Here is a 12,652-nt window from a genome sequence, read left to right on the forward strand (position 1 = left end):
GCCTGAGCCGACCCGACCCAACCTGGCCTGACCGATCTGGCCCGGCCTGACCCGACCTAGCCTCCGAGGGCGCCCACGTCAGAGGCTATATTTCACGAAATTTCGAAGCATTCGGGCGCAGGCCGCCCCCGACGGATCCCGGGCGAGCCGTCAAGGGGATCTGCGCTTGGCGTGTCCGGAAGCGGAACGTAACCAACAGTCACGTTCCGTAGTCACCCCGAGCGGCAAAAGAACCCTTGGAAATCATCGGCCCCCTCCGTCACACAGAAGGGCACTTCAGAATGCGCCAGTCAACCCGTATCGGCACCGTAACCCTCGCCGCCGCCCTAGCGCTGTCCGCGCTCGCGGCTCCGGCGGCCGCGTTCGGCCCCGTCTCCGTCGACGGCACCGTCAACGCGCTGAACGACACCAAGGTCTGCGCACCGGGGCTCAAGGCCGCGGGCGTGGGCGTGGAGATACCCATCGCCTCCCCGCAGACCTCGGCCTGTTCACAGAGCTGACGGTCTGAGGGGGCCTGAGGCGCGCGGCCCGCTCCCCCGGGGCGACGCGCCTCAGGCCCCCCTTTTCGACCGGCGTCGAGGTTGGACAGGTAGTACTCGCTGCCGATCCGCTGCCCCCAGTCGCCGCCCGCGCCGCCGCCAAAGCCGGCGGTCAGCCAGAGTGACATGTCGTAGTGGTGCGACGGGCCGCCCGGGCAGTTGGGATAGTTGCCGCTCTGGTTGAAGAAGCGGCCACAACGTTCGGCGCACTGCGGGGCGTTCTCATCAGGTCCATCCACTTCTTGACCTGGCGGGCCAGCGTGACGTGGATCTGGTCACGCTGCGCGGCCGTCACCGTGGCGCCGGTGTCCCACCGTACGCAGTAGTTGAGCGAGCCGCCGTTGGCCATGACCTGGCCCCAGCCGTAGTTCCGGAAGCCGTACAGGTTGGGGTAGGTGCTCTCGACGTGCTGCCAGACCGCGTTCAGCGGGGTGACCAGGCCGGCCGGCGGGTTCCAGCCGGTGCCGCCGCCGGGCGGGTCGGCGGCCCACGCCTTGATCTCCAGCAGGCCGACCGACCCCTGCCCGCTCTGCAGGACGACGCGCAGCCGGGTGGTGCTCACCGCCGTGGCGAAGGTGATCGTGTTGTAGGCGTCCGCGGCGATCGGGTACGTGCCGGGAACGTCGGCGTACGCGCTGCCCGTCCAGCGCTGCAGCTTCCACGAGGCCGGGACGCGCACGCCGCCGCCGTCGTCGAAGAAGTACACCTCGGCCGACTTGATCGTCTGCGCGGAGGCCCAGGCGAGCTCGGCCCACTGGCTGCCGGTGTTCGGCCAGGTGCCCCGGCGGCGGTTGACGGTGTCGTTCGAGCTCGGCGGGTCGATGCCGTCGCTGACGGCGGCGACACCCTCCCAGGGGGAGGTGTACGAGGCCGTCGGCATAGCGTTCCCGGCCAGGTTGGTGTCGGCCAGGGCGGGGCGGGTAACAGGAACCCGCAGATGAGCAGGACGGGCAGGATGGCCAGGCGTCCCGTACGTGTCTTCACGCCGCTCCTCCGATCCTGGTAGCGCTAACATCCGTGGGTCCCGGCGAAGTCCCCCCGGGGCGTCCCCGTGCGAGCTTTGATCGCACGGGGACGGGCGTCAAACCGCGCGCCCGGCGACGCCCCGCTCACCTGCGGAACTTCGGTGAAACTTTCAGGACGGCGCGCGGGCCGGCACAGGGTCGCCCACGAGGTAGTGCTGCACCACCGGCCCGACGTCGCGTACCAGGGTCTCGACGTCGGCGTCGGCCATCGGGGGGAAGCGCAGCACGTACCGGGTCAGGGCCAGGCCGAGCACCTGGCTGCTGACGAGCCCCGCCCGGTGCGCGGCGTCGTCGGCCCCGGTGGCGGCGGCCACGAACGCGGCGATCTGCGTCTCGAACACCTCGCGCATGCGTTCGGCGGCCATGGGGTTCGTGCTGGCCGAGCGCAGCAGCATGATGAGCAGGTCGTCGGCCAGATCGCCTTCCCACCGGGCCAGGAAGTGCCGGACGAGCAGCTCGCCGAGCCGTTCCCTCGGCGGCCGCTCGACCATGCCGAGCCGCAGGTCCACGTCCACGGCGGCGCTGAAGAGCCCGGCCTTGCTGCCGTAGTAGCGCATGACCATGGACGGGTCCACGCCGACCATGGTGGCGACCGCCCGGATCGTCATGGCCTCGTAGCCGCGTTCGATGAGCAGTTTCCTGGCGGCGGCCAGGATGGCGGTCCTGGTCGCCGCCGAGCGTTCGGTGAAGGCCATGACAACAAGTGTAGGCCAACAACTGTTGGGTTTTGTCCGCCGCTCACCATCCCCGCTTGGACATCCACTCGCCGACGACCGCCGCGATGACCTCCGGACGGTCCTCGGGGGTGTGGTGACCGGCGGCCTCCTCGCGCCGCAGGATCTCCAGCGCGGCGATGTTCTCCGCGCACCAGGCGAGGGTTTCCTCCGTCCACATCGTGCCAGGTCCCGGACGGAAGCCGATCAGCAGTTTCGGCACCTCCGGGCTGGCGGCCAGCCACCGGTCGAACGCCTCCACCCTGGCCACCACGTCGGCCGGCTCGCCGCCCAGCGGCATCGAGCGGGCCCACCGCAGCAGCGGCAGCCGGCTCTCCCTGGTCGGGTACGGCCGCAGGTAGGCGGCCCGGTCCTGCTCCGACAGCGTGGGCACGGTGACGGGCAGGCCCTGGCGGAGGAAGGCGTTGTCGTCCAGCATCATGGTCTCCCCGACGCCGTCGGTCTTGATCGCCCGGAACAGCTCGCGCCCGCCTTCCGGGAACTCCTCCCAGGTCATCGGCTTGACGATGGCCTCGGTGAAGGCGATCCCGCGGACCCGTCCCGGATGGCGGGCGGCCCAGTCGAACGCCAGGGCGCCGCCCCAGTCGTGCCCGACGAGCACGACACCGTCGAGGCCGAGGGCATCGAACCAGGCGTCCAGGTAGCGGGCGTGATCGGCGAAGGTGTAGCCGATCGCGGGCTTGCCCGACTCCCCCATGCCGATCAGGTCGGGCGCCAGCCGCCGTCCGCGGCCGACGGCGGGCATGACGTGCCGCCACAGGTGCGAGGAGGTGGGATTGCCGTGCAGGAAGACGATCGGGTCGCCTTCGCCGAGCTCCCGATAGGCGATCGTGGAGTCCAGGACCGGCAGGCTGCGCATGGCGGGGCCGGCCCCATATGCGGGGACGCCCGCGGTACTTGTGGTGCTCATGGTGCTCCCGGCGTTGTCGGTGGTCATGGGCGGAAGGCGGCGGCGTTGCGGACGGCCCAGTCGGCGAAGGAGCGCGGGGCGCGGCCCAGGAGGCGCTCCACGTCGAGGCTGACCCGCTGCTCGGCGGCGAGCGGCGTGCCGAGGATGGCCAGGGTGCCCTCGACGACCGGCTCCGGCATGAACCGCAGCATCTCCGCGCGGGCCTGCTCCGGCGTCTGCTCGACGAAGCTCACCGGCGCGCCGATGGCCTGCCCGATCGCGGCGGCCCTGTCGCGCGGGGTGACGGGCGCGGGTCCGGTCAGCTCGTACGTACGCCCGCCGTGCCCGTCCTGCCGCAGCACCACGGCCGCGACCTCGGCGATGTCGGCCGGATCGACGACCGGCAGCCCCACCCCGGCGAACGGCGCGGCGGCGGTGCGGTGCGCCCGGATCGGCTCGGCCCAGGCCAGGGCGTTGGAGGCGAAGCCGCCCGGCCGCAGGATCGTCCACTCCAGCCCGGACTCGCGCACCGCCCGCTCGAAGGCGGCCGGATGCTCGTACGCCTGCGGCCTCGTCCCCGCCCCCTGGGAGGAGAGCAGGACGACGCGCCTGATGCCGCCCGCCTTGGCGGCGTCGAGGACGGCGCGCGGGTCGGGGCCGGCGACGAGCAGGAACAGCGCGTCGGCGCCGTCGAAGGCGTCCTTCAGCGTCGCCGGGTCCTCCAGGTCGCCGGCGCTGCGCCGGACACCCTCGGGGAACGTCGCGGGCCGGCGGGAGAGCGCGGTCACCCGCTCGCCGGCCGCGACGAGCTGACGGACGAGCTCGCCGCCGACGTTGCCGGTGGCACCTGTCACTACGATCATGAACTGCTCCTGCGAGTTAGTTAGTTGACTGACTTAGATCGAGACCATAGCGAGTCACGGGGGCGCTTGTCTATAGTGAGTCAGGTGACTAACTCAACCCGGGCGGGGAAGCGGGAACGGCTCGCGGGCGCCGCCGTGCGTGTGCTGCACGAGCAGGGGGTCGAGAAGACGACCCTGGCCGACATCGCGCGCGCGGCCGACGTCCCCGTGGGCAACGTCTACTACTACTTCAAGACGAAGGACCAGCTCATCGAGGCGGCCATCGAGGCGCACGGCCACCACCTGGAGACGATGCTCGGCGAGCTGGGCCGGCTCGCCGAGCCCCGGGATCGGCTCAAGGCCCTGCTGCGGGGCTGGATCGGCGAGCGCGACCTCACCGCCCAGTACGGCTGCCCGACCGGCACCCTCGCCTCCGAGCTGGACAAACGCGACGACGGCCTGGACCGGGCCATCGCCACGGTGATGGCCCGGCTGCTCGCGTGGGTGGAGGAGCAGTTCGCGGCCATGGGACGCGCGGACGCCAAGGAGCTGGCGGTGGCGCTGTTCGCCTCGTACCAGGGGGCGGCCCTGCTGACCAACACCTTCCGGGACCCGGACCTGATGGCCACGGAAGGGGCCCGCCTGGAGCGCTGGATCGACTCCCTGACCTGAGCCCGCCCGCGCCCGGACGGGCGGGGCGGGGGGCGGCCAGGCGAGGGGTCGGGTACCCGCCGTTCTTCGGTCAGCCCAGGACGGGGAAGTTGGCGCGGATCACGCCGTGCGGGTCGCGGGCCCGCTTGATCGCCCGCAGCCGTTCCAGGTCAGGCCCGGTGAAGGCCGCCGCGGCCCGTTCTCCGCCCGCCAGCATCGTGTACGGCTTGCGCCCGCTGACCCGCTCCCCCAGCTCCTCGGCGAAGCGCCGCTGCCTGGCCCCCACGGCCGCGCCCACCTCCGGGTTGAACGCGAGGCCGAAGGTGGACAGCAGGTACGGCTCGGTCATGGGACCGCTCGGCCCTCCGTCCGGCCGGGCGGCGGCCAGCGCCCCGCCCAGGTGCCTGAGCTGGATCCCGACCACCGGTTCCGCGGGCGTGTCCAGCAGGATCTCCGCCACCGCGTCGTCCAGGCCGGTCAGCAGCTCGGCGCGGGAGCGCGCGGGCGCCGGCTCGGTCGGCTCGGCGGTGACGGCGCCGAGCTCGGCCACGGCGACCGGCCCCCGGCTGTCGGAGAGCGCGTCGCCGATCTTGTCGAGCCGGGCGAGCAGCGCCTTGCCGTCGCCCTCCTCACCGAGGTAGGTGACGTCCAGGGTGACGAGGGGCGGCGCCTGGGGCAGGCTTACCCGGTTGAACCAGACGCTCAGCTCGTCAGGCGCGTCGAAGGTGATCTCGCGGAAGACCTCGAACACCTCCCCGGCCCGATCGCCTGACCAGACGACTCGCCCCCCGTACAGGGCGGGAGCGGGGTGCAGGTCGAACTCGACCGCCGTGACCAGCGCGAAGTCGCCACCGCCGCCGCGCAGCGCCCAGAACAGGTCGGGGTCGGAGGAGGCGGTCACGGTGGCGGACTCCCCGCCGGCCCGCACCACCTCGAAGGCGCGTACGCTGTCGGCGGCGAACCCGTACCGGCGACCGAACCAGCTGAGGCCGCCGCCCAGCGTGTAGCCGGTCACGCTCACGACGGGGTTGCTGCCCGCCAGCCCGGTCAGGCCGAGCGGCCCGGCCGCGGCCAGCGTCTCCCCCCACGTCACCCCGGCACCGACCCGGGCCACCCGCTCCTCCGCGCGCACCTCGACACCGCCGAGCCGCCGGGTGCGCAGCAGCACGACCCCGTCGGCGTCGCCGGAGGCGCCGTGCCCGCTGGGCTGCGCGCTCACCGCCAGCCCGGCCCTGGCCGCGTACCGGACGACGGCGGCGACGTCGTCGGCGTGCGCGGCCTCCACCACGGCGGCCACGCGCTGCTCAACCGACAGGTTCCACGCCCTGGCCGCCTGCTCGAAACCGTCGTCGCCGGGCAGCAGCACCCGCCCCGTCACCGTGCCGCGCAGGTCCGCGTTCGTCATGTTCTCCTCCAGTCGTCATCGGCCTCCGGTCGTCCGGAGGCATCGCTATGACGGAGGCCGCGCAGGAGATGTGACGGCGAACGCCGGAGTCCGGCGGAAAAGGCTTTGGGGCGTGGCGGCGCCGTCCGGCATATTGCCTGTCCATGGAACGCGAACTGATCAGCCACCTCGCCCACGGCGACCACCCCATCGCCGCGCCCGTCTCCGAGGGTGAGCTCGTCCGCCTGCTCACCAGGGCCGCCCTGCCGCCCCGGGCCCGCATCCTGGACCTGGGCTGCGGTGAGGGTACGTGGCTGACGAGGGCGCTGACGCTCTACCCGGACGCGACGGCCGACGGGGTGGACCTCTCCGAGTCCGGCCTGGCCGCGGCGGCCGAGGAGGCGGGCCGGCGCGGCGTGTCCGACCGGCTGCGGCTGCACCGCACGCCCGCCGCCGACTATGCGAGCGCGGAGCCGTACGACCTGGTGCTGTCGGTGGGGGCCACGCACGCCTTCGGCGGGCTCGCGCCGACGCTGGCCGCCGTCCGCGACCACCTGCGGCCGTCGTCGGGGCTGACGCTGGTCGGCGAGGGCTTCTGGGAGCGCCCGCCGACCGCTCCGCTGCTCACCGTGCTGGGGGCCGAGCCGGACGAGTACGCGGACCTGGCCGGCACGGTGGAGCGCATGGAGGCCGCCGGGTACGCCGTGATCCACGGCCACACGAGCACGCTCGACGAGTGGGACGAGTACGAATGGTCGTGGACCGGCACGCTCACCCGCTGGGCGCTCGCCCATCCGGGTCCCGACGGTGACGCGGCCCTGGCGGCGGCGCGGGAGCACCGCGAGATGTGGCTGCGCGGCTACCGCGGCATCCTGGGCTTCGTCACACTCCTCCTCCACCAGGCACCACCCACCGGCTGACCTCCACCAGGCCCTCCGCTTCGCCGGTTCGGCGGCCTGCTCGGCCGCCGGACCGGCGCATGGCCCGCGCCACCTCCGCCCACGTGCCGTCCACGCTTCCGCCCGCGTGCCACCCGCCGCCCGTGCCTCCGCCCGTGCCTCCGCCCGTGCCTCCGCGCCGCACCCCGGGGATAATGCGTTGTCAGCGGGTCCGTCCGGCTGGAAGGATCCCGTTCCTGTGAGTCGTTCCGCCGCCGCCGAGATCCCCACCGGCCCTGTCACCGTCCCCGCCGTCATCGCCGAGCTGGCCGGTGACGACGTCATCACCCCTGTGTGGCGCAACGAGCTGGGCGGGCTGACGTTCCGGCTCGACGGTGCGCGCGGCGACGTCCGCTACGCCAAGTGGGTCGCCGCCGGCACCCCTGAGATCGATCTCGGGGCCGAGGCCGAGCGGCTGGCCTGGGCGGGGCGGTGGGTGCGGGTGCCGCCGGTGCTCACCCACGGCGCGGACGCCGACGGGGCGTGGCTGGTGACCGCTGCCGTGCCCGGCGTGTCCGCGGTGGACGCGCGCTGGGCCGACGCCCCGGCCGTCGCGGCGACGGCCATCGGGCGGGGGCTGCGGATCCTGCACGACGCGCTGCCCATGGCGGAGTGCCCGTTCGACTGGAGTGTCGAACGGCGGCTGCCCCGGGTGGCCGAGCGGATCGCCGACGGCGAGGGGCCCGGCGACTGGGCTCCCGAGCACCGCGCGCTCACCCTGGCCGACGCGCGGGCGCGGCTCGAAGCGCCCCCGTCGATCGACCGGCTGGTGGTGTGCCACGGCGACGCGTGCGTGCCGAACACGCTGCTGCTCGACGACGGCACGGTCTCCGCGCACGTCGATCTCGGCTCGCTCGGGGTCGCGGACCGCTGGGCCGACCTCGCGGTCGCCGCATGGAGCGCCGAGGAGGACTACGGGCCCGGCCACGACGCCCACGTCTACGCGGGCTACGGGATCGAGCCGGATGCCGAGCGCATCGCGTACTACCGGCTGCTCTGGGACCTGGCCTGATCCGGTTCGGGTGAGACGTTGAAGTTGTCGCGGAAGACGTTGTCCGGGTCGTAGCGGCGTTTGAGCGCCCGCAGCCGGCGCAGATGGGCGTCCGGGTAGGCGTCGTGCAGGCGCTCGGGGCGCAGGTCGGTCTCGAAGTTGATGTAGAGGCCGGAGAAGTGGGACAGCATCGCGTCCCAGGCGCGGTCCAGGGCGCGGCGGTTCGCGCCGAACGCGACGAGCTGGAAGTTCGCCGAGCGCCCGGCGTACGCGGTCGCGTCGGCGGGCACGTCGGCCACGGCGCCGCCGACCGCGCGGATCGAGAAGAAGTACGACAGCCCGCCCGCGATCAGCCGGCCCACGTCGCCGGCCAGCGCGGGCGTGAGGTGGTCGGCCAGCGCGGACCTGGTCACCGGCTCGCCCTGGCCGTCGTGGGGAGCCTGCGGGGCGTTCATGATCGCCTCGTACGGCAGCACCTGGATGGAGTAGTCGAGCACCGGGGCCACGTCGGCGAGGGGCTGCAGGCGGGCGACGATCGTCTCGGCGTCACGGGAGTCGACGACGGCCATGACCTGGGCCACGGTCGGCTGCCCCAGGCGTGGCCGGCCGATGATGAGGAAGCTGGTCAGGTCACGCGGGGCGGCCTCCATGACGGCGCCCCACCGTTCGAGGAACCCGGCCGTATCGGAGGCGTCCATCACGAACTGCCCGAAACCCACCTCGCTCACCTCGTCGGCCTCGAACTCGAACGAGGTGACGATGCCGAAGTTCGCCCCGGCGCCGCGTACGCCCCAGAACAGCTCGGCGTTCTCCTCCTCGTCGGCGCGCACCCGGGTGCCGTCGGCCAGCACCATCTCCACGGCGCGCAGGTGATCGACGGTGAGGCCGTGCTCGCGGACGAGCCAGCCGATGCCGCCCGACGTGGCCAGGCCTCCGACGCCCACGCCGCCGTAATCGCCTGAGCTCAGCGCCCAGCCGTGCGGGGCGAGCGCGGCGGCGACGTCGCGCCAGCGCGCGCCCGGCTCGACGCGGACGCGCCTGGTGGCCTTGTCGAGGATCTCGACGGCGTGCAGGCGGGACAGGTCGATGACGATGCCGCCGTTGTTGGTCGAACGGCCGCTGATGCCGTGGCCGCCGCTGCGCACGGACAGCTTCACCGGCTGCGTACGAGCGAAGCGCACGGCCTCGGCGACCTCCCCCGGGGTGCCGGGGCGCAGGACCAGGCCGGGTGACCCGCCGCGCAGGTAGGTCGAGCGCACCCGGGCGTAACCGGCGTCACCCGGCTCGATCGCGGTGCCGGCCAGCGACTCGGGGACGGCGTCGTAGGCGATGCCGTCGCGGCGGTGGCGGCGGACGTTCAGGCTGGGGACCCGCTCCGACCTGGGGATCTCGCCCCGGGCTTCGCGCAACGCCGGGGCGACGTCGGTGGCGAAGCGGTGGATGGCGGCGGGGTCGTCGGTGGCGAGGACGAGCGTGCTGACGCCCTGGTCGAGGATCAGGGGGAGCAGGGCGGAGATCCAGCGTTCCGGCGCGCCGGTGAAGCGGCCCGTGATGTGGGTCAGGCGGTGGATCTCGCGCGGGTCGCGCCCGGCCGCGACGGCGGCCTGATCGATGACGGCATTGACCCCCGCCCAGCCGTCGCCGGTGGTCTGGAGCCAGGCGTCCGCCTTGGTGCCGACCAGGTGCAGAAGGGCCGGATCCGGGGCGCCGGTGAGCAGGATCGGGATGTTGTGCGCGGGGGCGGGCCCGCGTTCGGCGCCCGCCAGCCGATGATGCTCGCCGTCGAAGCTGAAGGGTGAGCGGACGTGCGCCGTCCAGATGCCCCGTACGACGTCGATCGCCTCGTCCAGGCCGGGACCCGCGCCCAGGACCAGCTCGACGCGCCCGTCCGCGAGCAGGTCGAGGCTGGCCGCCGCCCGCGCCACGACGGCGGGGTTGAACCCTGTCCCGCCCGTGGCGCCGGCCTCGGCGGCGAGGTGGATGCGGGCGGTGCGGGCGGCGGTCCAGCTCAGCAGCGTCCACGGGTCGAGCCCCGAGGAGCCCGGCCGGAACGACACGAGGTCGTAGCCCAGCTCCTCCCCCAGCCGCGCACGCTCCACGGCCGCCTCAGGACCGTCATCCCCAGGGGTGAGCAGGAGGCCGAGGCGCAGCGGATGCCGGTAGTCCACGCTCATCGCCCCGCTCCGGCGACGCCGCTGCCGCGCGTCGCGCGTTCGGTGGCCACCAGGTCCCGCACGAGCGGCGCCACCTCCTCGCCGAACGTCCTGATGGTGGCGGCGTCGTCGCCCATGACGATGTAGCCGGACAGGCCGTACTCCAGGGTCAGCGCGGCGAGCTGTTCCGCCCACTGCTCGGGCGGCCCGGACAGGAGCCGGTCACTGCGCGGCCCGAAGCGCCCGCCGATGTTGAGCAGCCGGCGGACGGCGGCGGGCTCACGCCCCGCCTCCACGGCGGCCGCGTCGATGATCTCGTTGGCCTTGGCGATCTCGTCCAGGCTCTTCAAGAACTGCAGCGACGGCAGCCACCCGTCGGCCTTGGCCCCGGTCAGGCGGAGCATCTTCGGCTTGTACGCCCCCAGCCAGATGCCGATGTCGTGCGCCGGGGCGGGCCCGCGCTTGGCCCCGTCGACCTGGTAGTACGTCCCGTCCACGCGGAACAGGGACCGGTCGTCCACGTTCCAGACGCCGCGGATGACGTCGATGGCCTCGCTCAGCGCCTCGACGGCCTGCCCTGGGGTGAGCCGCCGCCCGCCCATGGCCTCGATCGCGTCCCAGAAGGCGCCCGAGCCGAGCCCCAGCTCGAACCGGCCTCCGCTGAGCAGGTCGAGGCTGGCCGCGGCCCTGGCGAGCACGGCCGGCGGGCGGAGCGGGAGGTTGATGACGTTGCCCGACAGGCGGATGCGCTCGGTCCGCGCGGCGGCGTACGACAGCAGCGTCCAGGTGTCGAGGAAGGCCGACTGGTAGGGGTGGTCCTGGAAGGTGGCCAGGTCCAGACCCGCGGCCTCCGACTCCTGTACGAGCGAGACGACCTCCTGGGGCGAGGCGTTCGCGGGGGTGATGAAGGATCCGAACATGAGCTCGTGGCCGTAGTCAGGCATGTGCCCTCCCCTTGCGCCCTCCGACAGGGCAGATGTGTTGTCACAAAGAATATCTAGATGCCAGACGAGTGGCACAACAGCAAGTTGCACGCGGCAATTCCTCGCGCATGCAACTACTTAGCCGACGGTGGGCCAGCGCTGCTCAGGCGCCGTCCGCGAGCACCTGTTCGGCCACCTCGCACGGGTCGGTGGCGGGCTCGATGTCGCGCACGTCACAGGCCACCCGCCGCAGCAGGCCCCTGAACGTCTCCCGTTCGGCCGCGTCGAGCGCGCCGAGCAGGCCGTCCTCGGCCTCGCGGACGCGCCGCTCCAGCTTCTCGAACGCGCGCACGCCGTCCGACGTGGCCACGATCCTGCGCTGGCGGCGGTCGGCCGGGTTGAGCCGCCGCTCGACCAGGCCCGCCCGGACGAGGTCGTCGACGAGGTACGTCATCACGGTCCTGTCGATGCCCAGATGCGCGGCCAGGGCGAGCTGGGTCGGATGATCCCCGGCCACCACGGCGGCGAGGGTCTGGTAGCCGCGCGGGCCGTGCGGCAGGTCGCCGATCACGGTGACGACCGAGCTCTGGTACGCCCGCAGCAGCACGCCGAGCGTCCAGCCGAGATTGTCCTCACCGGACCGCTGGCTGCTCATGCGGCCCAGCATAGCCAGTGGCCGATCCCCGGGAACGCTTCGGAAGACGTTTCAGAAAACCGTGAAGCGTGACGAAGGGGATTCCGGACGCCGCTAACGTGGCCTCCCATGACGTACGGCCCTCACCAGCCCCCTCATCCCGCGCCCTATCCCCCGCAGCAGCCCCCGAGGTCCTTCGGCCCGCCTCCCGTGGTGATCGACGTCGGCGGCGACGCCAAGGTGAAGGCGATGATCGGCGGCGCCGTCTCGGGCGTGATCGGGCTCTTCGTGATCGTCTCGACGCTGACCGGGCAGACCACGGGCGGGGCGGGCACGGCGGTCGTGGCCGGACTGCTGGGGCTAATCTTCCTGGGCATCGGCCTGCTGCCGGTGTTCGCGTGGAAGAAGCTCAGCCGGCCGCGCAAGCTGGTGTTCGACGGGTTCGGCGTGCGCTGGGACGATCCGAAGGGCACGCCGTGGGCGGTGGCGTGGGCGGAGCTGTCGGGGGTGGGCATCTCGCGTACGCGGCAGCGCCGGGTCAAGCTCGCCGACTACATCTTCCGCAAGACGATGGTCCGGATGGACCTGTTCCCCGCCGACCAGGGGTTCCGCTCGCGTCATCCGGAGATGGAGCACCTGTGGGAGTTCCACACGGTCAAGAACGGTTACCGGCTGCCGCTCGGGTCGAACCCCAAGTACATTCCGGTCATCGAGGGCGCCATGCGGCAGTACCGGCCGGGGGCGTACCTGGGGGTCAAGGACGAAGGGTTCATGATCGGGCTCGTCTGAGCGCCGCTCGATGAAGGCCGCGCGGCGCCGTCTCGCCCCGCGTGGCCTTCATCGAGCGGCGTGGGCGGCGCGGGGGGGGGGGGGGTGGGTGGGGGGGCGGTGCGGCTAAGTAGGGGGGAGGGTGGGGGGCAGGGGCTGGGGGGAGGGGTGGGGGCACGGC

Annotated in this window: 13 protein-coding genes; 5 read left to right on the top strand and 8 right to left on the bottom strand. The window is 73.0% G+C overall.

The window, feature by feature from the left end:
- Window positions 1-281 precede the first annotated feature (281 nt).
- On the top strand, window positions 282-500 hold the full coding sequence (locus AB0C27_RS47505) for a hypothetical protein (protein ID WP_357859875.1): 219 nt from the start codon (window positions 282-284) through the stop codon (window positions 498-500).
- Window positions 501-651: 151 nt separating this feature from the next.
- On the opposite strand, the gene AB0C27_RS47510 is transcribed toward AB0C27_RS47505, so the two are convergent.
- The 4 genes from AB0C27_RS47510 to AB0C27_RS47525 form a co-directional block, all read right to left on the bottom strand.
- Entirely contained in the window at window positions 652-1,419 is a 768-nt protein-coding gene (locus tag AB0C27_RS47510) for a hypothetical protein (protein WP_357859878.1), read from the bottom strand.
- A gap of 255 nt (window positions 1,420-1,674) precedes the next feature.
- Window positions 1,675-2,259, bottom strand: a complete 585-nt coding sequence (locus AB0C27_RS47515; protein WP_357859881.1) for a TetR family transcriptional regulator — start codon at window positions 2,257-2,259, stop codon at window positions 1,675-1,677.
- A 43-nt stretch (window positions 2,260-2,302) separates the two neighbouring features.
- Window positions 2,303-3,208, bottom strand: coding sequence for a haloalkane dehalogenase (locus tag AB0C27_RS47520; RefSeq protein ID WP_357859884.1), 906 nt, complete (start codon window positions 3,206-3,208; stop codon window positions 2,303-2,305).
- Window positions 3,209-3,231: 23 nt separating this feature from the next.
- Window positions 3,232-4,050 carry an NAD(P)H-binding protein gene (locus AB0C27_RS47525; RefSeq protein ID WP_357859887.1) on the bottom strand — a complete coding sequence of 273 codons (819 nt, stop codon included), beginning with the start codon at window positions 4,048-4,050 and terminating at the stop codon, window positions 3,232-3,234.
- An 84-nt stretch (window positions 4,051-4,134) separates the two neighbouring features.
- On the opposite strand from AB0C27_RS47525, the gene AB0C27_RS47530 reads away from it, so the two are divergent.
- On the top strand, window positions 4,135-4,701 hold the full coding sequence (locus AB0C27_RS47530; protein WP_357859890.1) for a TetR/AcrR family transcriptional regulator: 567 nt from the start codon (window positions 4,135-4,137) through the stop codon (window positions 4,699-4,701).
- 70 nt (window positions 4,702-4,771) lie between these two features.
- On the opposite strand, the gene AB0C27_RS47535 is transcribed toward AB0C27_RS47530, so the two are convergent.
- Window positions 4,772-6,085 carry an FAD-binding oxidoreductase gene (locus tag AB0C27_RS47535; RefSeq protein ID WP_357859893.1) on the bottom strand — a complete coding sequence of 438 codons (1,314 nt, stop codon included), beginning with the start codon at window positions 6,083-6,085 and terminating at the stop codon, window positions 4,772-4,774.
- 143 nt (window positions 6,086-6,228) lie between these two features.
- On the opposite strand from AB0C27_RS47535, the gene AB0C27_RS47540 reads away from it, so the two are divergent.
- Window positions 6,229-6,984: a class I SAM-dependent methyltransferase gene (locus tag AB0C27_RS47540; protein ID WP_357859896.1), complete on the top strand. Its 756-nt coding sequence runs from the start codon at window positions 6,229-6,231 to the stop codon at window positions 6,982-6,984.
- 217 nt (window positions 6,985-7,201) lie between these two features.
- A complete protein-coding gene (locus AB0C27_RS47545) occupies window positions 7,202-8,014 on the top strand; it encodes an aminoglycoside 3'-phosphotransferase (RefSeq protein WP_357859899.1) in 813 nt (270 codons plus the stop codon).
- Here AB0C27_RS47545 and AB0C27_RS47550 read toward each other — a convergent pair.
- The 3 genes from AB0C27_RS47550 to AB0C27_RS47560 all read right to left on the bottom strand — a co-directional run bounded on the left by AB0C27_RS47550 (window position 7,987) and on the right by AB0C27_RS47560 (window position 11,724).
- The gene (locus AB0C27_RS47550) at window positions 7,987-10,167 is read right to left on the bottom strand and encodes an LLM class flavin-dependent oxidoreductase (RefSeq protein WP_357859902.1); all 2,181 of its coding nucleotides are present in this window, start codon (window positions 10,165-10,167) and stop codon (window positions 7,987-7,989) included. The two genes, AB0C27_RS47545 and AB0C27_RS47550, sit on opposite strands and share 28 nt — an antisense overlap.
- The gene (locus AB0C27_RS47555) at window positions 10,164-11,090 is read right to left on the bottom strand and encodes an LLM class flavin-dependent oxidoreductase (RefSeq protein WP_357859905.1); all 927 of its coding nucleotides are present in this window, start codon (window positions 11,088-11,090) and stop codon (window positions 10,164-10,166) included. Before AB0C27_RS47555 ends, AB0C27_RS47550 begins: the two co-directional genes overlap by 4 nt.
- A 142-nt stretch (window positions 11,091-11,232) precedes the next feature.
- Window positions 11,233-11,724: a MarR family winged helix-turn-helix transcriptional regulator gene (locus tag AB0C27_RS47560; RefSeq protein ID WP_346112990.1), complete on the bottom strand. Its 492-nt coding sequence runs from the start codon at window positions 11,722-11,724 to the stop codon at window positions 11,233-11,235.
- Window positions 11,725-11,832: 108 nt separating this feature from the next.
- Between AB0C27_RS47560 and AB0C27_RS47565 the strand changes: the two genes are divergently transcribed.
- Entirely contained in the window at window positions 11,833-12,492 is a 660-nt protein-coding gene (locus AB0C27_RS47565; protein ID WP_357859908.1) for a hypothetical protein, read from the top strand.
- The last annotated feature ends 160 nt before the right edge of the window (window positions 12,493-12,652 follow it).

Source organism: Nonomuraea sp. NPDC048882 (assembly GCF_040649755.1).
Taxonomy (GTDB): domain Bacteria; phylum Actinomycetota; class Actinomycetes; order Streptosporangiales; family Streptosporangiaceae; genus Nonomuraea; species Nonomuraea maheshkhaliensis.